Genomic DNA, 20,290 nt, shown 5'->3' on the forward strand with positions numbered 1-20,290 from the left:
CGGGCCGCTTCCGGCCGGGGCCCAGGTGGACCGGGGCGGACCGACCTGCAAAACTGGAACGCCGGAGGTGTAGTCGTGAGCACAGAGGTTCTCGAGCGTCCCGAGCTGAAGGACGCGGACACTGGTCCGGAGATGTTCCACTACGTCCGCAAGGAGAAGATCGCCGAGAGTGCCGTCATGGGCACCTACGTGGTCGCACTCTGCGGCGAGACGTTCCCGGTCACCAAGGCGGCCAAGCCGGGCTCCCCGGTCTGCCCGAAGTGCAAGGAGATCTACGACTCGTACCGCGAGTGATGCCGGGCGGCGTCGCGGCCCCCGCACGTAACCTGCGGCGGTGACCACCTCCACCGCCCTGCTCCTCGCCGACCTCACCGGCGTGGCGGTCTTCGCCGCCTCCGGCGCCTCCGCGGCGGTGGCGAAACGGCTCGACCTGTTCGGCGTCGTCTTCGTCGGCGTGGTCGCCGCGCTCGGCGGCGGCATCTTCCGCGACCTGGTCATCGACGAGGTGCCCCCGCTGGCGTTCGCCGACTGGCGCTACGCCGCCACCGCCGCGGCCGTCGCCGCGGCCGTGTTCTGGCTGCACCCCCAGCTCGCCCGGCTGCGCACCACGGTGCTGGTGCTGGACGCCGCCGGCCTCGGCCTGTTCACCGTCACCGGCACGCTCAAGGCCCTCGACGCCGCCGTGCCGGCGGTCGGCGCCTGCATGATCGGCATGCTCACCGCCATCGGCGGCGGTCTCGGCCGGGACCTGCTCACCGGCGAGATCCCGGTGGTGCTGCGCCGGGAGATCTACGCGCTCGCGGCGCTCGCCGGCTCGGTCGCGGTGGCGTTGCTGTCGGCGTGCGGACAGGCCACCGCCGTGCCGCTCACCGGCGCCGCGCTGCTGGTGTTCGGGCTGCGCCTGATCGCGCTGCGCCGCCGCTGGTCCGCCCCGGTGGCGACGATGCGGCCGCCGCGCACCGGCACCCGGGGACCACTGCCCTGACTCGCCCTGCGCCGGGGCGGGCGGATGTGACAGGCGTGGCGTCGAGTGGGGCGTACGGCCCGCGCTGGTTATGCTGAACCGGCCTTCGCGGCACCGGATGCGCGAGGGCGTTTTCATGGGCGGCGGCTCCCGTGGCCCCGGTCGGGCCCGCCGCCGTCCGCGGCGGAGAGGAGCTACGCGTGCCACCGCGGATGCCGGCGCTCGACACGTTCCCGCCCCTGCGCGCCTGGCAACGCAAGGCGCTCGTGGAATACCTGCGCCGCCGGAGCGAGGACTTCACAGCGGTCGCCACGCCCGGCGCCGGTAAGACCACGTTCGCGTTGCGCATCGCCGCCGAGCTGCTCGCCGACGGCACCGTCGAGGCGGTCACCGTGGTCGCGCCGACCGAGCACCTGAAGACCCAGTGGGCGCAGGCCGCCGCACGGGTCGGCATCCAGCTCGACGCCGCGTTCCGCAACGCCGACCTGCACTCCGCCGCCGACTTCCACGGCGCCGTGGTCACCTACGCCCAGGTGGGCATGGCGCCGCAGGTGCACCGGCGGCGCACCATGACCCGGCGCACGCTCGTCATCCTCGACGAGATCCACCACGCCGGCGACTCGCGTACCTGGGGCGACGGCGTGAAGGCGGCGTTCGAGCCCGCGGTACGCCGGCTGATGCTCACCGGTACGCCGTTCCGCTCCGACGACAACCCGATCCCGTTCGTCAGCTACGAGCGCGGCGGCGACGGGCTGCTGCGCTCCCGCGCCGACTCGGTCTACGGCTACTCCGACGCGCTGCGCGAGGGCGTGGTCCGGCCGGTGCTGTTCCTGGCGTACTCGGGGGAGACCCGGTGGCGCACGAACGCTGGCGAGGAGCTGGCCGCCCGCCTCGGCGAGCCGATGACGCAGGACCTGATCGCCCAGGCGTGGCGTACCGCGCTGGACCCGGCCGGCGACTGGATGCCGCAGGTGCTGCGCGCCGCCGACGCCCGGCTGACCGTGCTGCGCGCCAACGGCATGCCTGACGCGGGCGGCCTGGTCATCGCCAGCGACCAGCAGGTGGCTCGCTCGTACGCGAAGCTGCTGGAGCAGGTGACCGGTGAGAAGGCCGCCGTGGTGCTCTCCGACGACCAGGGCGCGTCCGCGCGGATCGCGACGTTCGCCGCCTCTCAGCAACGGTGGCTGGTCGCGGTGCGGATGGTGTCCGAGGGCGTCGACATCCCCCGCCTGGCCGTCGGCGTGTACGCGACGAGTGCCAGCACCCCGCTGTACTTCGCGCAGGCGATCGGCCGGTTCGTCCGGGCCCGCCGCTCCGGCGAGACCGCGTCGGTGTTCCTGCCGAGTGTGCCGCACCTGCTCGGGCTCGCCAGCGAGATGGAGGCCGAGCGGGACCACGTGCTCGGCAAGCCGAAGGACCGCGAGGGCTTCGACGACGACCTGCTGGAGCGCGCCCAGCGCGACGACGGCGCCAGCGGGGAACTGGAGAAGCGTTTCGCGGCGCTCTCCGCGACCGCCGAGCTGGACCAGGTGATCTTCGACGGCGCCTCGTTCGGCACCGCCGCCCAGGCCGGCACGCCCGAGGAGGAGGAATACCTCGGTCTGCCCGGTCTGCTCACCGCCGACCAGGTCTCGCTGCTGCTGACCAAGCGGCAGGCCGAGCAGCTCGCCGCGCAGAAGCGCCGGGCCGCCCAGCGGACCGCTGAGCCGGCCGCTGCGGCCCCGGCGGCGGCGCCCCCACCGATGAGTGCCGCCCAGCGCCGGGTGGCGCTACGGCGGCAACTGAACGCCCTGGTGGCCGCCCGGCACCACCACACCGGCCAGCCACACGGCAAGATCCACGCCGAGCTGCGCCGGATCTGCGGCGGCCCGCCCAGCGCGCAGGCCACTATCGAGCAGCTCGAGGAGCGCATCGCCACCGTGCAGACCCTCTGACGGGCCGGTTGGGCACGCACCGGCCGACCGGGCGTGCACAACCGACTGGACACGAAAAACCGGCCGGAGGCTCCCCTTGCGGGTGCCTCCGGCCGGTCATGTCGGGTTGTGGACTTCTTGTCGGACCTCAGTTCGCCATCAGATCGGCGCCTCGCCAGCTGAACTCCGGGTCCGACGCGTAGCGCACGGTGATCTTGACGAGATCCTCCGCGTACTTGTTCGCGTGGTGCCCACAGAACACCAGCTCGCTCCCACCCGCCAGAGTGATGCGGAGCTTGCCGGCAGCATTGCAGCGGTCGCACCGTTCATCGGCGGCCGGGGGGCTCACCGTCTCGGGCGGCGGCGTGAGGGTCGGGGTCATCGCCTTCCTCCTCTGGTCGTCACCGATGAACACTCTCTTCGGTTGCTCACCTATCGTGCAACACCCATCTCGGGCCCTGCCTTCCCTGTGTGCCCGCGGGGGACCGAGGTCACACCTGGCGTGGAGGACAGTGTGCCGTGCACCAAGGGTGCCACGTCAACGATCACAAACAGGCAACCGAACGATCACCAAAGAGTGTTCTACGGCTGGTGATCAAACCGGCACGGTTTGTTGACGTGCGCGGTCAGTCCAGGTAGTCGCGGAGCACCTGGGAACGCGAGGGGTGCCGCAACTTGGACATGGTCTTGGATTCGATCTGCCGGATGCGTTCCCGGGTCACGCCGTACACCTGGCCGATCTCGTCCAGAGTGCGCGGCTGGCCGTCGGTGAGGCCGAAACGCAGGCGCACCACGCCCGCCTCACGCTCGGACAGCGTCTGCAGGACCTGCTGGAGCTGGTCCTGCAGCAGCGAGAACGACACCGCGTCGACGGCGACGACCGCCTCGGAGTCCTCGATGAAGTCGCCGAGCTGGCTGTCGCCCTCGTCGCCGATGGTCTGGTCGAGCGAGATGGGCTCCCGGGCGTACTGCTGGATCTCCAGCACCTTCTCCGGTGTGATGTCCATCTCCTTGGCCAGCTCCTCCGGGGTGGGCTCGCGGCCCAGGTCCTGGAGCAGCTCGCGCTGGATGCGGCCGAGCTTGTTGATCACCTCGACCATGTGCACCGGGATGCGGATGGTGCGGGCCTGGTCGGCCATGGCGCGGGTGATGGCCTGGCGGATCCACCAGGTGGCGTAGGTGGAGAACTTGTAGCCCTTGGTGTAGTCGAACTTCTCGACGGCGCGGATGAGGCCGAGGTTGCCTTCCTGGATGAGGTCGAGGAAGGCCATGCCGCGACCGGTGTAGCGCTTGGCCAGCGAGACCACCAGGCGGAGGTTGGCCTCCAGCAGGTGGTTCTTGGCGCGCTCGCCGTCCCGGGAGATCCACATCAGGTCGCGCTGGAGGTCGCGGACCAGCTTCTCCTCGCCCTCGTCGGCGGCGCGCAGCCGCTCGGCGGCGTAGAGGCCGGCCTCGATCCGCTTGGCCAGCTCGACCTCCTGCTCGGCGTTGAGCAGCGGCACCTTGCCGATCTGCTTCAGGTACGCCCGCACGGAGTCGGCGGAGGCGGTCAGCTCGGCGTCCCGGCGCGCCTGCTTGAGCGCCTCGGACTCCTCGTCGTCCCACTCGAAGTCGTTGTCGGTGGCGGAGCTGGCCGCGTCGGCCTCGGCGGCCTGGGTCAGCTCGGCCGGCTCCTCGACCACCACGTCCTCGATCTCGGCGGCCAGCTCCTCCGGGTCGATCTCACCGTCGGGGCCCTCGGCCTTGCCGCCGGCCTTGGCCGGCTTGGCCGCGGCGGTCTTCGCCGCCACCGTGGCCTTGGTGGCGCGGGTCGCCTTGGTGGCCTTCGCCGGGGCCGCGGCCTTCGCCACGTCGGCGGTGGTGGCCTTGCGCGCGGTCGCCTTCCGGGGGGCCGGGGCGGGCGACGCCTCGGCGGCCGGCGCCTGCTTCGGGGCGGGCGCGGCGGCCTTCTTGGTGGTCTTGGCGGTGGTCGCGCGGGAGGCCGGGGTGGCGGACCGGGCGGCGGCGACGCGGCGGCGGGTGCTCGCCGAGCCGTCCACCACCACCGTCACACCCGCCTCGGAGAGCGCGCGGAGGATCTTCTTGGCCTGGGCCGGGGTCACCTCAGCGGACTCGACGGTGCGCGCGAGCTGGGCCGACGTGAGCTGGCCGCCGGCGCTCTGCGCGTGGGCGATCAGGGTGTCGGTGAGCGAGCGAACGTCGGCGCCGGTCTGGCGGGGATCTGTCACGAAGACCTTCCGGAGGCGAAAGAGCGAGCACGGCCGGGTCGTCCGGCGCAGCATGGGACGGCCGCGCCGGGCGAGTCGTTGAGGACCCCCGTGTCCCGGCCCGTCCGGTCGCTGGCGGTCCGTGGCGCGTGGGCAGGGTGAATTGTAACGCCGTCTGCCGCGATCATCCCGCGCCGCACGGCGGACCTGCGGTCCGGGACCGCAGATTCGGCGCAGATGTGGACTTTGTAAGGATGATACCCGCGCGCGAGACGGCCGGTCCCGATCGTGCGGGAAGGGGAGAAACATGATCACCTCGACGCCCACGGCGCGGGAGTTGCTCACGATCGCTGTCGACGTGGCCCGGGAGGCCGCCGCCACCGCGTACCGGATGCGGGTCGAGGGTGTCTCGGTGGCCGCGACCAAGAGCACGGTGACCGACGTGGTCACCGCCGCCGACCGGGCGGTGGAGCGGCAGGTGGTCGCCGCGCTGCGGCAGCGGCGGCCCGGCGACGCGGTGCTGGGCGAGGAGTACGGCGCGGGGGAGACCGGCCCGGCCGGCGACGACGGCGTGCGCTGGATCCTCGACCCGATCGACGGAACCGTGAACTACCTGTACGGGCTGCCCTACTGCGCCGTCTCGCTGGCCGCCGAGGTGGCCGGTGAGGTGGTCGCCGGGGTGGTCCGCAACGTCGTCACCGGCGAGGAGTGGACCGCGACGCTCGGCGGCGGCGCGTGGCGCGACGGTCAGCGGCTGCGGGGCTCCACCGCGACCGATCTCGGGCAGGCGCTCGTCGCCACCGGGTTCGGCTACGACGCCGGCCGCCGGGCGCACCAGGCGCGGGTGGTGACCGAGCTGATCCCGCACATCCGGGACATCCGCCGGATGGGCGCCGCCGCGCTCGATCTCTGCCTGGCCGCCGAGGGGCGGGTGGACGCGTACTACGAGAAGGGGCTGGCCGACTGGGACCTGGCCGCCGGCGGGCTGGTCGCCCGGGAGGCCGGGCTGCTGGTGACCGGCCTGTCCGGCCGCCCGGCCGGACCGGACATGGTGCTCGCGGCGCCGCCGGCGCTGCACGGGCCGCTGCACGACCGGCTGGCCGACCTGGACGCCTCCGGCGGGCCGTGACCGGCGCCGGACACGCGACGGGGCGGCCTCCCCGGAGGGAGACCGCCCCGCGTCGCCGGGCCGCCGTCGGCTACTTCTCGATCGGCATCGGGCAGGTCTCGGGCGGCGCCTGCGGCGCGCCCAGGTCGCCGAGCGACTGGTTGACCTCGGTGGTGGTGGCGAGCTGCTGGAACTGGTTGCCCAGGACCACGTCGACCACGTCGTCCTTGCGGTTCGCGTCGAAGTCCTGGTTGGCCTCGTTCAGGAAGTACGCGCGCAGCAGGTGCGCCGAGCCGACGGCCTTGGGCCCGAACCGCAACTGGGCCACGCCGTCGAACGCCTTCTTCTCGTTGCCGACCTTCTTGACCTGGAACTTGCGGTTGCGGAAGTCGTCCGCGACGCTGCCCGCCCGGCCGGCCTCGTCGGTGGCGTTGTAGACGTTGATCTTGACGTCCTTCTGCTCCCGCAGCCGCAGGTCGACGAGCGGCCAGCCGTCCGGGCAGGCGGCCGCCGTACCGGCTGTGCCCTGACTGTCCTTCAGCACGGCGACGACCACGACGACCAGGGCGACAGCCGCCAGCAGTCCGACGACAACGAGTGCTCGCACTCGCGCAAAACTCATCCTGGGCGCTCCCCGGACAGTGATTGGGTGGTGGCGGGCGACGCGGTCGGGCCGCGACCGGTCGGCCGTCCAGTACGCCGCTGAGGTTAACGCTTGTCCGGCTCAGGCGTGGAAACAGTCCGACATACCGGCGCGCCACGCGGTGAACCGGTAGGACTACCCCTATCTTCGTGTCGCCTGAGTCACATTGGGAACAACTTCGGGCGCAGAGGCGTACATCTCTCCCGCGAGGGCGGTATACATGCCTCGCCCACAGGGGGGGTAAGGTTCCGCGCTCACCGGGGGCATTTCGCACCGGCGAGCCCGGCCCACCGCTCGTCGGGTCGGGTGCCCGACAGAGATGGTGGCCGGTCAGGGGAACCGAAACGGCGTCGTCCGGCGTTACAACCGGCAGCGACAATATCGATATTGGAGAGTGAAACCGATGGCCACCGACTACGACGCCCCGCGTCGCGACGAGGTCGACCTCGGCGAGGACAGCCTGGAAGAGCTCAAGGCCCGGCGGGTCGACTCACAGTCGGGCGCCGTGGACGTCGACGAGGCCGAGGTGGCCGAGAGCTTCGAGCTGCCCGGCGCCGATCTGGCCGACGAGGAGCTCACGGTCAAGGTCCTCCCGATGCAGCAGGACGAGTTCCGGTGCGCCCGCTGCTTCCTGGTCCACCACCGCAGCCAGCTGGCGGTCGAGCGCAACGGCGACCTGATCTGCCGCGAGTGCGTCTGATCCCGACCGGGGACACCAGCGGCGGCCTCCTCGACGGGGCCGCCGCTGTTCGAGCCGCCGCCGTGCGCGCGTGGCCGGGAGCTGCTTGACTCGTACGGGCGGCTGCCACGCCGCGCGGAGCAGGAGGGCGGACGGGTGAGCGAGCGCAGCGAACAAGCCGGCCCGGACACGCCCGGCCCGGAGGTACCCGGCCCGGACAGCCCGGACACCGAGGAGCTGGGCGCCACCGTCGCCGCCCTGACCGCCGACGACATCGCGCCCGCCCGCCGGAGGCAACTGCTCACCCGGCTGGTCGGGCAGGCCCGCGCCCGGGGGATCACCGACCTGTTCAAGCCCCGTGCCGCGGTGCGCTGGATGACCGACACGGTCGCCGAGGTCGCACCGCACGTGCCGATCCGTGACCTCGCCACGCTGCGGCGGCACTTCCCCGGCCTGGACGACGAGGCGCTCGCCGACCGGCTGGTCCGGAACGCGTCCCGCGCCACCGCCGGGGTCGGCGCCGCGGGCGGCGGGGTCGCCGCGGTCGAGTGGGCGGTCACGCCCACCCTGCTCTCCGCACCCCTGCTGCTGGCCGCCGAGACGGTGGCCGTGGTGGCGATCGAGCTGAAGCTGATCGGCGAGCTGCACGAGGTCCACCGGGTGGCGCTGCCGGCCGGCGGCACCGGCCGTGCCGTGGCGCTCGTGCAGTCCTGGGCCACCCAGCGGGGGATCAACCCGATGATGCCTGGTGTCGGGGTGAGCGCGGTGCTCGGCACCGCCGCCCGCCGCGAACTACGGGACAGCCTGATGCGCCGCTTCGGGCGCAACCTCACCACGCTCGGGCCGTTCCTGACCGGCGCCGCCGTGGCCGGCTACCTCAACCGCCGGGCCACCCGCGCGCTCGGCGAGCAGCTGCGCAAGGACCTGCGGCGTACCGCGCGGGCCCTGCCGGACAAGCCGTCCTGACCGGTCCCGCGCCGGGACGCGCCGGGCCGGGCCGCGGGCGACCCGTCAGGCCGCGTCGCGGGCGGCCAGCAGGGCGGTCGCCAACTGGACCGGATGCCGGGTGCTGACCACCCAGAACGGGGTCGGGTCGGCCGGGTCGTCCAGCACCACCTGCACCGCGCCGCCGACCCACGGCCGCTGCACCACGAAGGCCAGCGGGTCGGAGCCGACGCCGAGCACCTCGCGCCGGCCGGCCGCGTCCAGCGGCACCACGTCCGCGACGTACCGCACCGGCAGGTGGGCGTCGTCCACCCGCAGCTCGCCGTCACGCACCTCGACCCGGATCCGGCCCAGCCACCACAGGCCGGCCACAGTGGCGGGGATCAGCAGGACGAACGGCAGCCAGGCGCGTACCCCGGTCGCGCCCATCCACAGCTCGACCGCGAGCAGGACGGCCGCGGCCAGCCCGGCCGGCCAGGCCCACCAGGGCAGCCCGAGGCGCTCCGCGTACGGCGCGGCGGTGGCCGTCGGGGCGGCCGGAGATGACGACTGACGCACACAGACGAGGGTACGGCGCGCGGGCGGCCCGGCAACCGGCAGGATGGCAGGGGCACCCCGCAGGACCGGACGGAAGAGGATGACCGTGACAGACGTCGTACCCGTGCCCGTGCGGCTGCTCGACCCGGAGCTGCCACTGCCGGCGTACGCCCATCCCGGCGACGCCGGTGCGGACCTGGTGGCCGCCGCGGACGTCGAGCTGCCCCCCGGCGGCCGGGCCCTGGTCCCCACCGGCGTGGCGGTGGCGCTGCCGGACGGCTACGTCGGGCTGGTGCACCCCCGATCCGGACTCGCGGCCAGACTCGGCGTGACGGTGCTCAACGCGCCCGGTACGGTCGACGCCGGCTACCGGGGTGAGATCCTGGTCAACCTGATCAACCACGACCGGGACACACCGGCCAGGATCAGCCGGGGTGACCGCATCGCGCAGCTCGTGGTCCAGCGGGTCGCCCGGGCCGAGTTCCGGCCGGTGGCTGAGCTGCCCGGGTCCCGGCGTGGCACCGGCGGGCACGGATCCACCGGCGGGCACGCCGGGCTGGTCCCGGCGCCGTCCGGCGGGCAGAGCGAAGAGGTGGCAGGGTGAGTGTGAACAGCGGAGGGTGGGCGCAGTGATCTTCTCCCGGAAGCGGGCCGACGAGGCGCGTGACAATGGGGTCCTCGACGCCGAGGAGACCCCGTCGGCGCCGGACCGCGGCCCGTACGACGTCAGCGAGGCACCGGACGCGCCTCGCCTTGACCTGGGCAGCCTGCAGATCCCGGCGGTGCCGGACGTCGAGGTGCGGGTCCAGGCCGACCCGCAGGGCGTGATCCAGCAGGTCGTGCTCGTGCACGGGCAGAACGCGCTCCAGCTCGGCGTCTTCGCCGCGCCCCGGTCCGAGGGCATCTGGGACGAGGTGCGCGAGGAGATCCGCCAGTCGCTCGTCAACGACGGCGCGGCCGCCCAGGAGGTCGAGGGGGAGCACGGGCCCGAGCTGCGCGCCCGCGTGGGTACCCCGGACGGGCCGACCGACCTGCGGTTCGTCGGCATCGACGGCCCGCGCTGGATGGTGCGCGGCGTCTTCCAGGGCGCGGCCGCCACCGACCCGGCCGCCGCCGGCCCGCTCGCGGCCTGCCTGGACGGCCTGGTCGTCGACCGCGGCCAGGAGGCCAAGCCGGTGCGCGAACCGCTGCCGCTGCGGCTGCCCCGCGAGGTCGCCGAGCAGCAGGCCGCCGACCAGCAGGAGGTCTGAGCCACACGTCCCCGGGCCCGGCGCCGATCGGCGCCGGGCCCGCGGCGTGTCCGGTTCGCGGGCGGCGGTACGCGCGACACGCCGCTCCCGCCGGCGGGCCACACCGGCGTACGCTGGCGGGACGGTTCCGCCGCCCGCGGGGCCCCGCTGTGGAGAGGGTGACGCGGAGGTCATGACGACCGACGAGAGCCGGGGGTCGCTGCGGCGGCTCCTGCACCGGCTCACCGCGAGCGAGGCCGAGATCGAGGCGCAGGAGCTGCGCCGGGAGAGCGCCGAGTCCGGCGGCACGCCCGCCCACCAGTGCAACAGGGGTCAGGTGGTGTCGGTGGCCGGAAGGCTGCGTACCGTCGTCTACACGCCCCGCACGAACCTGCCCACGCTGGAGGCCGACCTCTACGACGGCAACGACGTGGTGACGCTGGTCTGGCTGGGCCGCCGGCACATCGCCGGGATCGAGCCGGGCCGGCACCTGACCGCGCGCGGCCGGGTGGCGGTGCGTGACGACCGCAAGGTGATCTACAACCCGTACTACGAGCTGGAGTCGCCGAAGTGACGACCGGACAGCAGCACACCCCGTCGGGCCTCGGTCCGCAGGACGAGGAGCGGCTGCCCAGCCTCGCCGAGCAGATGGCCGACCAGCTCGGCGGATGGCGCGGGCTGGTCGAGTCGAGCATCCCGGTGGTGGTCTTCGTGATCGCCAACGTGATCGGCGAGCTGCGCCCCGCCGTGTACGCCTCGGTGGCGGTGGCGCTGCTGATCGCCGGGCTGCGACTGGCCCAGCGCAAGCCGGTGCGGCACGCCGTCAACGGGCTGTTCGGCGTCGGCATCGGCGCGCTGCTGGCGCTGCGCACCGGCGACGAGCGCGACTTCTACCTGCCGGGCATCCTCTACGGCATCGGGTACGGCCTGGCGCTGCTGCTGTCGGCCGCGATCCGGCAGCCGCTGGTCGGCTGGATCTGGTCGGTGCTGGTCGCCAAGGGCCGCTCCGAGTGGCGCCACGACCCCAAGCTGGTCCGCACCTTCACCCAGCTCACCGTGCTGTGGGGCGTGGTGTGGCTGGCCAAGGTCGGCGTGCAGGCCGGGCTCTACCTGGCCCACCAGGACACCGCGCTGGGCGTGGCCCGGCTCGCCCTGGGCTACCCGCCGTACGCGCTGCTGCTGCTGATCACGGTGTGGGTGGTGCGCCGGGTCACCCGGGAGAGCGCACCCACCCCGCTGCCCGGCTCCTGACGCCGCCTCAGGCGCGGTCGCGGTGCCGGTCCGCGCTGGCCGGGCCGAGGATCACCGCGCGTACGTCGTCCTCCACCGCCGCGGTGCAGACGAACACCAGCTCGTCGCCGGCCTCGATCGGGTCGTCCGGGGTGGGCACCAGCACCCGCTTGCCGCGCACGATCGCCACCAGCGCCGCGTCCCGGGGGATCGGCACCGCGTGGATCGGCTGCCCCACGTAGGGCGCTGTCGGCGGCAGCGTGATCTCGACCAGGTTCGCCTCGCCCTGCCGGAACGTCATCAGCCGGACCAGGTCGCCGACGGTGACCGCCTCCTCGACCAGCGCCGCCATCACCCGCGGCTTGCTCACCGAGACGTCCACGCCCCACTGCTCGGTGAACAGCCACTCGTTCTCCGCCCGGTTGACCCGGGCCACCACGCGGGGCACCGCGAACTCGGTCTTGGCGAGCAGCGAAACCACCAGGTTGACCTTGTCGTCGCCGGTGGCGGCCACGACCACGTCACACCCGGCCACGTTGGCCTCCTCCAGGCTGGCCAGCTCGCACGCGTCGGCGAGCACCCAGTCGGCGGCCGGCACCCGGTCGGGCCGCAGCATCTTCGGCTGCCGCTCGATCAGCATCACCTGGTGGCCGTTGTCGATCAGCTCCTGGGCGATCGAGCGGCCCACGTTGCCGGCGCCGGCGATGGCGATCCGCATGGCTCAGTGCCCCCCTTCCGGCGGCGCCGCCGCCACCGACGTGACCGGGCCGTTGATGTCGTCGGTCACCAGCATGTAGACCTGGTCGCCCTCCTGGATCACCGTGGAGGCGGTGGGCAGGGTGCCGATCCCGAACCGGTTCAGGTAGGCCACCCGGGCGCCGACGGCCTGCTCCAGCTGCCGCAGCGGCCGGCCGATCCAGTCCTTGTGCACCGGCACCTCGATGATCGAGACGGTGCTCGTCGGGTCGCGGAAGATCTCCACGTTGCCCTCGGGGACCAGGTGGCGCAGCATCCGGTCGGCGGTCCACCGGACGGTCGCCACGGTGGGGATGCCGAGCCGCTCGTAGACCTGGGCGCGGCGCTGGTCGTAGATGCGGGCCGCGACCCGGGACACGCCGAACGTCTCCCGCGCCAGCCGGGCCGAGATGATGTTGGAGTTGTCGCCGCTGGACACCGCCGCGAACGCGTCGGCCCGCTCGATGCCGGCCTGACGCAGCACCTCGCCGTCGAAGCCCGCACCGGTGACCGTGATGCCGGCGAAGTCCGGCCCGAGACGGCGGAACGCGTCCGCGTCCTGGTCGATCACCGCCACCGAGTGCCCACGCGACTCCAGGCTGTGGGCCAGGGTCGACCCGACCCGGCCGCAGCCCATGATCACCACATGCACGGTGTCCGCTCCTCCCACGGCGCCGCCCGCCGACCCGTCGCCTGCGAGCCTGCCACGTCCCCCCACGGGACGGGGGACCGAACCGTACCGCGCGGCCGCACGCGGGGGAGATCGACCACCCCCGCGCCCCGGACCCGGTGGTCGTACGCTTGGCGGTTGTGGCCCGACCCACCTCGCTGCTGAAGCGACTCCTCCTCGGTCGACCGTTCCGGTCCGACCGCCTCCAGCACACCCTGCTGCCGAAGCGCATCGCGCTGCCGGTCTTCGCCTCGGACGCGCTCTCCAGCGTCGCGTACGCCCCGGACGAGATCCTCCTGACGCTGTCCATCGCCGGCGCCTCGGCGTTCATCTTCTCGCCGTGGGTCGCGCTCGCGGTCGTCGTGGTCATGCTGACGGTGGTGGCGAGCTACCGGCAGAACGTGCACGCCTACCCCTCCGGCGGCGGCGACTACGAGGTGGCGACGGTCAACCTCGGTCCCAAGGCCGGCCTCGCGGTGGCGAGCGCGCTGCTCGTCGACTACGTGCTCACCGTCGCCGTCTCGGTCTCCTCCGGCGTGGCCAACCTCGGCTCGGTGGTGCCGTTCGTGGCCACCCACAAGGTGCTGATCGCGGTCAGCGCGGTGGTGCTGCTCACCGCGATCAACCTGCGCGGCCTGCGCGAGTCGGGCACCGCCTTCGCCATCCCCACGTACGGCTTCGTGATCGTGATCGGCGGCATGCTGCTGACCGGGCTGATCCGGGTCTTCGTGCTCGGCCACGACCTGCGCGCGCCGAGCGCCGGGCTGGAGATCCAGGCCGAGCACAGCGTCACCGGGTTCGCGCTGGTGTTCCTGCTGCTGCGCACGTTCTCCTCCGGCTGCGCCGCGCTCACCGGCGTGGAGGCGATCTCCAACGGCGTACCGGCGTTCAAGAGCCCGAAGTCGAAGAACGCGGCGACCACGCTGCTGTTGCTCGGCGGCATCGCGGTGGCCATGCTGGTCGGCATCATCTGGCTGGCCCGCCTCACCGGCCTGCAGTTCGTCGAGGACCCGCAGTCGCAGATCGTGTCCGGCCCGGCCGGCTACGTGCAGAAGACGGTCACCACCCAGCTCGGCGAGACCGTGTTCGGCGGCGGCTCGGTGCTGCTCTACGTGGTCGCCGGGATGACCGCGCTGATCCTGTTCCTGGCCGCCAACACCGCCTTCAACGGCTTCCCGGTGCTCGGCTCGATCCTCGCGCAGGACCGCTACCTGCCCCGCCAGCTGCACACCCGCGGCGACCGGCTGGCGTTCTCCAACGGCATCCTCTTCCTGGCCGTCTTCGCGATCGTGCTGATCGTCGGCTTCCAGGCCGAGGTCACCAAGCTGATCCAGCTCTACATCGTCGGGGTGTTCGTCTCGTTCACGCTCTCCCAGGCCGGCATGATCCGGCACTGGAACCGGCACCTGCGCCGCGAGCGCGACCCGGAGGCGCGCCGGCGGATGGTCCGCTCCCGGGCGATCAACACGTTCGGCATGGTCATGACCGGCGTCGTGCTGATCATCGTGCTGGCCACCAAGTTCCTGCTCGGCGCCTGGATCGCGATCGTCGCGATGGCCGTGATGTACGTGGTGATGCTCGGCATCCGCCGCCACTACGACCGGATCGCCGAGGAGCTGGAGCCGACCGAGCAGCGGGCCGTCCTGCCCGCCCGCAACCACGCCATCGTGCTGGTCAGCAAGCTGCACAAGCCGACGCTGCGGGCCGTCGCGTACGCCCGGGCCACCCGGCCGGACACGCTCACCGCCGTCACCGTGAACGTGGACGAGCAGGACACCCGTGACCTCCAGGCCGACTGGGAGCGCCGCGAGCTGCCGGTGCCGCTGACCGTGATCGACTCGCCGTACCGGGAGATCACCCGCCCGATCCTCAACTTCGTCGCGTCGGTGCGCCGGGAGTCGCCGCGCGACGTGGTCACCGTCTTCATCCCCGAGTACGTGGTGGGCCGCTGGTGGGAGAACCTGCTGCACAACCAGAGCGCGCTGCGGCTCAAGGGCCGGCTGCTGTTCGAGCCGGGCGTGATGGTGACCAGCGTGCCGTGGCAGCTCGCGTCCACCGCCAGCAAGAACCTGGACCGGCTGGACGCCACGCTGAGCCGGGGGCCGGCGCGCGGCCCCCGGGTGGCGCCGCAGAGCACGCTGCCGCCGCCGGTGGCGTCCACGCCGTCCGCCGAGCGGGAGGAGCGCTCGTGAGCGCGGTGGAGAGCCCTGGGCCTGCGTCGGCGGCCGGGTGGCCCGGTCCTGCGTCGGCGGACCGGCCCGGCCCTGCGTCGGCGGACCGGCCCGGGCTGGAGGAGGCCGAGCGGGTCGAGCTGACAGTCGACGCGGTCGCGCCGGGCGGGCACTGCGTGGCCCGCGTCGGCGGCCAGGTGGTCTTCGTCCGGCACGCGCTGCCCGGCGAGCGGGTGGTCGCCGAGGTGACCGAGCTGCACCGGGGCTTCGCCCGCGCCGACGCGGTGGAGATCCTGGACGCCTCACCGGACCGGGTCACCCCGCCGTGCCCGTACGCCCGGCCGGGCCGGTGCGGCGGCTGCGACCTCCAGCACGTCGCCCCGGCCGCCCAGCTCGACTGGAAGCTCTCCGTGGTGCGCGAACAGCTCACCCGGCTGGGCGGCCTCACCACCGAGCAGATCGACGCACTCGGCGTCCGCGTCGAGGCGCTGCCCGGCGGGCCGCTGGGCTGGCGTTCCCGGGTCCGCTACGCGGTCGACGCGGCCGGCCGGGCCGGGCTGCTCAAGCACCGCTCGCACGAGGTGGTGCCGATCGAGCGGTGCCTGATCGCGCACCCGGCGATCCAGGACCTGCCGGTGCTCCCGCCGACCGGTGCCCGCTGGCCCGACGCCGACGCGGTGGAGACGGTCGCCAGTACCGGCGGGGACGTCGCCGTGGTCGCGTACACCGATGGGGTTCCGACGGCCGTGAGCGGGCCGGAGCGGGTCCGGGAGACGGCGGCCGGGCGGTCCTTCACGCTGCCCGCCTCCGGGTTCTGGCAGGTGCACCCGGCTGCGGCGGACGCGCTGACCGGCGCAGTCCTCGACCTGCTCGACCCGCGGCCCGGTGAGACGGCCTGGGACCTGTACGGCGGGGCCGGCCTGTTCGCCGCCGCGCTCGCCGAACGGGTCGACGGGGCCCGGGTGACGCTCGTCGAGTCGGCGCCGGACGGGGTGGCCGCGGCCCGGCAGAACCTGGCCGACCTGCGCGCCGTCGAGGTGGTCGCCGCGCGGGTGGAGGCGGCGCTGTCCCGGCGCCGGATCACCGGGCCGGTCGACCTGGTGGTGCTCGACCCGCCGCGCTCGGGTGCGGGCGCGCCGGTGGTCCGCGGTGTGGTGGCCGCCGGGCCGCGCGCTGTCGCCTACGTGGCCTGCGACCCGGCCGCCTTCGCCCGGGACGTGCGCACGTTCGCCGAGGAGGGCTGGCGGCTGGCCGCGCTGCGCGGCTTCGACCTGTTCCCGATGACCCAGCACGTGGAGCTGGTCGGCCTGTTCCTGCCTGGCTAGCCTGACCCGATGAAGATCGTCGGGCTGATGTCGGGCACGTCCTACGACGGGGTGGACGTGGTGGCCGCCGAGTTCACCGCCGACGGCGACACGCTGCGGTTGCGGCCGCTCGGGCACCGGGAACTGGCGTACCCGGACGACCTGCGGGCCGAGATCGGCGCGCTGCTGCCCCCGGCGGCCACCACGATCGAGGCGGTCTGCCGGCTGGACAACCGGCTCGGCGAGGTGTTCGCGGAGGCGGCGGCGGCCGGCGTCGAGCTGGCCGGGGGAGCCGCCGACGCGGTCGTGTCGCCCGGGCAGACGGTCTTCCACTGGGTCGAGGACGGCCGGGTGCGCGGCACGCTCCAGCTCGGCGCGCCGGCCCGGGTGGCCGCCCGGGTGGGCGTACCGGTGCTGCACGACCTGCGCTCGGCGGACGTCGCCGCCGGCGGCCAGGGCGCGCCGCTGGTCCCGGCGTTCGACGCGCTGCTGCTCGACCCGGCCGTGTCCCCGCGCGGCCCGGCCGGCACCGGCGCACGGGCGGCGTTGAACCTCGGGGGGATCGCGAACCTCACCGTGGTCGCGCCCGGGGCGCCGGTCCTCGGGTACGACGTCGGCCCGGCCAACGCGCTGCTGGACGCCGCCGCCCGGCGCTTCCTGGACCGGCCCTGCGACGTCGACGGCGTCCGCGCCGCGGCCGGGCGGGTGCACGAGGCGCTGCTGGCCCGGCTGCTCGCCGAGCCGTACTACGCCGCGCCGCCGCCCAAGTCGACCGGCAAGGAGCTGTTCCACGGCGGCTACCTGGACGCCGCGCTGGCCGCGCTGGGCGAGCCGGTGGCGGCCGACGACGTGCTGGCCACGCTCACCGAGCTGACCGCCCGCACGGTGGCCGACGCCTGCGACAGGCACCGGGTCACCGAGGTGGTGGCCGCCGGCGGGGGAGTGCGCAATCCCACACTCCGGGCGCGGCTGGCCGCGCTGGGCGCGGGACGCTGGCGGCTGCGCACCACCGACGAGCTGGGCGTGCCGGCCCAGGCCAAGGAGGCGTACGCGTTCGCGCTGCTGGGCTGGCTGTCCTGGCACGGGCTGCCGGGCGCGGTGCCGTCGGTGACCGGGGCGTCCCGGGCCGCCGTGCTCGGCTCCTGGACCCCCGCGGGCCCGTCCGCCGCCGCGCCCCGCCCACCCGCGCCCCGGCGGCTGGTGGTCGACGCCTGACCTGGGTCGATGCACGGCCGGGCTGCGGACTGTTCCGCGGCCGATAGACTCTCCGGTCATGAGTGTTGAAGAGGGCACGGCCAACCACGGTCGGCTGCTGGGCACCGTCCGCGGCCCGCAGGACGTGAAGCGGATGACCGCCGAGCAGCTGGACATCCTCGCCGCCGAGATCCGTGACTTCCTGATCGCCAAGGTCTCCCGCACCGGCGGCCACGTCGGCCCCAACCTCGGTGTGGTCGAGCTGACCCTGGCGATGCACCGGGTCTTCGACTCCCCGCGTGACCGGCTCCTCTTCGACACCGGCCACCAGGCGTACGTGCACAAGATCCTCACCGGCCGGCAGGAGGGCTTCGACAAGCTCCGCCAGCGCGGTGGCCTCTCCGGCTACCCCAGCCAGGCGGAGAGCGAGCACGACCTGATCGAGAACTCGCACGCCTCCACCGCCCTGTCGTACGCCGACGGCCTCGCCAAGGCGTACGCGCTGCGCGGCGAGAAGCGCTCCGTGGTCGCCGTGGTCGGCGACGGCGCGCTCACCGGCGGCATGTGCTGGGAGGCGCTGAACAACATCGCCACCGCCGGTAACCCGCTGGTGATCGTCGTCAACGACAACGGCCGGTCCTACTCGCCGACCATCGGCGGCCTCGCCGACCACCTGTCGTCGCTGCGGCTCAACCCCGGCTACGAGAAGGTGCTCGACACGGTCAAGGACGCGCTGGGCAACACCCCGTTCGTCGGCAAGCCGATGTACGAGGTGCTGCACGCGGTCAAGAAGGGCATCAAGGACGCGGTCGCCCCGCAGGCCATGTTCGAGGACCTCGGCATCAAGTACGTCGGCCCGGTCGACGGCCACGACGTACCGGCGGTCGAGGCGGCGCTGCGTGCCGCGAAGAACTTCGGCGGCCCGGTCATCGTGCACGCGGTCACCCGCAAGGGCTACGGCTACCGTCCCGCCGAGGACGACGAGGCCGACTGCCTGCACGGCCCCGGCGCGTTCGACGCCGAGACCGGCAAGCTGCTCGCCGTGCCGTCGGTGAAGTGGACGAACGTCTTCGCCGACGAGCTGGTCGCGATCGCCGACGAGCGCCCCGACGTGGTCGGCATCACCGCCGCCATGGCCGAGCCCACCGGCATCGCCACGCTCGCCCGCAAGTACCCGGAGCGGGTGTACGACGTGGGCATCGCCGAGCAGCACGCCGCCACCTCCGCCGCCGGCCTCGCGATGGGCGGGCTGCACCCGGTGGTCGCGGTCTACGCCACGTTCCTCAACCGCGCGTTCGACCAGGTTCTGCTGGACGTGGCCATGCACAAGCTGCCCGTCACGTTCGTGCTGGACCGCGCCGGCATCACCGGCCCGGACGGGCCCAGCCACTACGGCATCTGGGACATGTCGGTCTTCGGCGTGGTGCCCGGCCTGCGGATCGCCGCGCCCCGCGACTCCGCCACGCTGCGCGAGGAGCTGCGCGAGGCGGTCGCCGTCGACGACGGCCCGACCATCCTGCGCTTCCCGACCGGCACCGTCGCCGCCGACCTGCCCGCCGTGCGCCGGGTCGGCCCGGTCGACGTGCTGGCCGAGTCGGCGCGTACCGACGTGCTGCTGGTAGCGGTCGGCTCGTTCGCCGGCCTCGGCGTCGAGGTCGCGGCCCGCGTCGCCGAGCAGGGGTACGGCGTCACGGTCGTCGACCCGCGCTGGGTGCGCCCGGTGCCGGCCGAACTGGTCGAGCTGGCCGCCGGTCACCGGCTCGTGGTCACCGTCGAGGACGGCGTGCGCATCGGCGGCGTCGGCTCGGCGCTGGCCCAGGCGATGCGTGACGCCGACGTCCGCGTACCGGTCAAGGACATGGGCGTACCGGCCGACTGGCACCCGCACGGCAGCCGCGCGCAGATCCTGGCCGACCTGCGGCTGACCGCGCAGGACGTGGCACGCGACGTCACCGGCTGGATCTCCGGCCTGGACGCCGCCCCGGTCGACCCGGCCACAAACGGAGCCCGAGCCCAGAGCTGACCCACGTCCCCACCGCGCCGCGCCCCCGCGACGTTGATCTTGCACTTGCGGCCCTCCTGATGTCGGCTTCGCCCGATTAGGGAGGGCCGCAACCGCAAGATCGCCGGGTGGCTGGTGTCGAGGGAGGGTTGTGGAGGTACGCGAGGCGGGGCTACGGGGCCGGTGGGCTGCCGGTCGGGGAGATCCTCACTCCGGCACTGGGCCGGGAGCAGCGGGAGGGCTGGGCGGCGGCGATCACCTCGGCGCACAAGCAGGTGCGGTGCGCCATCGTGGACGGTGTGCTGGCCGGCGTGCTGGCCATGGGGCCGCCGCACTCGTCCGACCTGGATCCGCGGACGACGGCGCAGCTCTACCAGATCCACGTCGACCCGGAGATGTGGGGACGAGGCGTGGGGAGTGCGCTGCACGCGCTGAGCCTCGCCTGGCCCTCGGCTCTCGCCGCAGTTCGTGCCCGCACCCGCCCCGACTCCGTCGACGCTTCTATAAGTGGGCCGGTTCCGGGAGGTTGGTATCGGTAGGGTTCGACGTTGGTGATCTATGAGTGACTCATGCAAGATCTGGCCGCCGTCAGTTGGTGTGCCGTGGCGTCGACGTGTCCTCGTGGATTGCCGGCGTCGGCCCGGCCCACCTTGTTGGCCTGATCAGAAGCCTGTCCGCGGAGGGTGTGCAGCCCGTGTCGCGTGACTCATCACAGATGTGCCGCTGGGTGATCGTCTCCCGGGCCGACGCCGTCCGAAC

General features: G+C 73.5%; 21 protein-coding genes. 15 read left to right on the plus strand and 6 right to left on the minus strand.

Annotated features, from left to right (window positions below; translation table 11 throughout):
- Positions 1–75: 75 nt before the first annotated feature.
- The 3 genes from CLT75_RS00285 (at position 76) to CLT75_RS00295 (ending at position 2,898) form a co-directional block, all read left to right on the plus strand.
- Complete coding sequence (locus CLT75_RS00285; protein WP_088946800.1) at positions 76–294, plus strand: DUF3039 domain-containing protein; 219 nt, start codon at positions 76–78, stop codon at positions 292–294.
- 40 nt (positions 295–334) lie between these two features.
- Positions 335–985: a TRIC cation channel family protein gene (locus tag CLT75_RS00290; protein ID WP_135238939.1), complete on the plus strand. Its 651-nt coding sequence runs from the start codon at positions 335–337 to the stop codon at positions 983–985.
- 191 nt (positions 986–1,176) lie between these two features.
- Positions 1,177–2,898: a DEAD/DEAH box helicase gene (locus CLT75_RS00295; RefSeq protein WP_135243862.1), complete on the plus strand. Its 1,722-nt coding sequence runs from the start codon at positions 1,177–1,179 to the stop codon at positions 2,896–2,898.
- 127 nt (positions 2,899–3,025) lie between these two features.
- Here the strand turns inward: CLT75_RS00295 and CLT75_RS00300 are convergent, their stop codons facing one another.
- Positions 3,026–3,259, minus strand: coding sequence for a DUF7455 domain-containing protein (locus CLT75_RS00300; protein ID WP_013284786.1), 234 nt, complete (start codon positions 3,257–3,259; stop codon positions 3,026–3,028).
- Positions 3,260–3,503: 244 nt separating this feature from the next.
- Positions 3,504–5,105, minus strand: a complete 1,602-nt coding sequence (locus tag CLT75_RS00305; protein WP_135238940.1) for an RNA polymerase sigma factor — start codon at positions 5,103–5,105, stop codon at positions 3,504–3,506.
- Between the two features lie 286 nt (positions 5,106–5,391).
- On the opposite strand from CLT75_RS00305, the gene CLT75_RS00310 reads away from it, so the two are divergent.
- The gene (locus CLT75_RS00310; RefSeq protein WP_135238941.1) at positions 5,392–6,213 is read left to right on the plus strand and encodes an inositol monophosphatase family protein; all 822 of its coding nucleotides are present in this window, start codon (positions 5,392–5,394) and stop codon (positions 6,211–6,213) included.
- A 70-nt stretch (positions 6,214–6,283) separates the two neighbouring features.
- On the opposite strand, the gene CLT75_RS00315 is transcribed toward CLT75_RS00310, so the two are convergent.
- A complete protein-coding gene (locus tag CLT75_RS00315; RefSeq protein WP_194803038.1) occupies positions 6,284–6,799 on the minus strand; it encodes a LytR C-terminal domain-containing protein in 516 nt (171 codons plus the stop codon).
- Positions 6,800–7,238: 439 nt separating this feature from the next.
- Between CLT75_RS00315 and CLT75_RS00320 the strand changes: the two genes are divergently transcribed.
- Together CLT75_RS00320 and CLT75_RS00325 are read left to right on the plus strand one after the other, a co-directional pair.
- Complete coding sequence (locus CLT75_RS00320) at positions 7,239–7,535, plus strand: DUF4193 domain-containing protein (RefSeq protein WP_013284790.1); 297 nt, start codon at positions 7,239–7,241, stop codon at positions 7,533–7,535.
- Positions 7,536–7,751: 216 nt separating this feature from the next.
- Complete coding sequence (locus CLT75_RS00325; RefSeq protein WP_209310416.1) at positions 7,752–8,480, plus strand: hypothetical protein; 729 nt, start codon at positions 7,752–7,754, stop codon at positions 8,478–8,480.
- A 45-nt stretch (positions 8,481–8,525) separates the two neighbouring features.
- On the opposite strand, the gene CLT75_RS00330 is transcribed toward CLT75_RS00325, so the two are convergent.
- Positions 8,526–9,017, minus strand: coding sequence for a DUF3093 domain-containing protein (locus tag CLT75_RS00330; RefSeq protein ID WP_135238944.1), 492 nt, complete (start codon positions 9,015–9,017; stop codon positions 8,526–8,528).
- Between the two features lie 85 nt (positions 9,018–9,102).
- Here CLT75_RS00330 and dut point away from each other — a divergent pair, with 85 nt between their 5' ends.
- From dut to CLT75_RS00350, 4 genes are all read left to right on the plus strand, one after another.
- On the plus strand, positions 9,103–9,600 hold the full coding sequence (gene dut, locus CLT75_RS00335) for a dUTP diphosphatase (RefSeq protein ID WP_181726802.1): 498 nt from the start codon (positions 9,103–9,105) through the stop codon (positions 9,598–9,600).
- A gap of 25 nt (positions 9,601–9,625) precedes the next feature.
- The gene (locus CLT75_RS00340) at positions 9,626–10,246 is read left to right on the plus strand and encodes a DUF3710 domain-containing protein (RefSeq protein ID WP_135238945.1); all 621 of its coding nucleotides are present in this window, start codon (positions 9,626–9,628) and stop codon (positions 10,244–10,246) included.
- A gap of 172 nt (positions 10,247–10,418) precedes the next feature.
- The gene (locus CLT75_RS00345) at positions 10,419–10,799 is read left to right on the plus strand and encodes an OB-fold nucleic acid binding domain-containing protein (protein ID WP_013284795.1); all 381 of its coding nucleotides are present in this window, start codon (positions 10,419–10,421) and stop codon (positions 10,797–10,799) included.
- Positions 10,796–11,476, plus strand: coding sequence for a DUF3159 domain-containing protein (locus tag CLT75_RS00350; protein ID WP_135238946.1), 681 nt, complete (start codon positions 10,796–10,798; stop codon positions 11,474–11,476). The genes CLT75_RS00345 and CLT75_RS00350 overlap by 4 nt, the downstream gene beginning before the upstream one ends.
- A 7-nt stretch (positions 11,477–11,483) precedes the next feature.
- On the opposite strand, the gene CLT75_RS00355 is transcribed toward CLT75_RS00350, so the two are convergent.
- Together CLT75_RS00355 and CLT75_RS00360 are read right to left on the minus strand one after the other, a co-directional pair.
- On the minus strand, positions 11,484–12,173 hold the full coding sequence (locus CLT75_RS00355; RefSeq protein WP_135238947.1) for a potassium channel family protein: 690 nt from the start codon (positions 12,171–12,173) through the stop codon (positions 11,484–11,486).
- A gap of 3 nt (positions 12,174–12,176) precedes the next feature.
- The gene (locus CLT75_RS00360) at positions 12,177–12,842 is read right to left on the minus strand and encodes a potassium channel family protein (protein WP_013284798.1); all 666 of its coding nucleotides are present in this window, start codon (positions 12,840–12,842) and stop codon (positions 12,177–12,179) included.
- A gap of 158 nt (positions 12,843–13,000) precedes the next feature.
- Here CLT75_RS00360 and CLT75_RS00365 point away from each other — a divergent pair, with 158 nt between their 5' ends.
- From CLT75_RS00365 to CLT75_RS32935, 5 genes are all read left to right on the plus strand, one after another.
- On the plus strand, positions 13,001–15,052 hold the full coding sequence (locus CLT75_RS00365) for an APC family permease (protein WP_135238948.1): 2,052 nt from the start codon (positions 13,001–13,003) through the stop codon (positions 15,050–15,052).
- Between the two features lie 95 nt (positions 15,053–15,147).
- Positions 15,148–16,356, plus strand: coding sequence for a TRAM domain-containing protein (locus CLT75_RS00370; protein ID WP_135243863.1), 1,209 nt, complete (start codon positions 15,148–15,150; stop codon positions 16,354–16,356).
- 9 nt (positions 16,357–16,365) lie between these two features.
- Positions 16,366–17,550: an anhydro-N-acetylmuramic acid kinase gene (locus tag CLT75_RS00375; protein WP_135238949.1), complete on the plus strand. Its 1,185-nt coding sequence runs from the start codon at positions 16,366–16,368 to the stop codon at positions 17,548–17,550.
- Positions 17,551–17,608: 58 nt separating this feature from the next.
- Positions 17,609–19,552: a 1-deoxy-D-xylulose-5-phosphate synthase gene (dxs, locus tag CLT75_RS00380; RefSeq protein WP_135238950.1), complete on the plus strand. Its 1,944-nt coding sequence runs from the start codon at positions 17,609–17,611 to the stop codon at positions 19,550–19,552.
- A 107-nt stretch (positions 19,553–19,659) separates the two neighbouring features.
- Complete coding sequence (locus CLT75_RS32935; RefSeq protein ID WP_486485009.1) at positions 19,660–20,070, plus strand: GNAT family N-acetyltransferase; 411 nt, start codon at positions 19,660–19,662, stop codon at positions 20,068–20,070.
- The last annotated feature ends 220 nt before the right edge of the window (positions 20,071–20,290 follow it).

It is taken from the genome of Micromonospora sp. CNZ285, assembly GCF_004637285.1.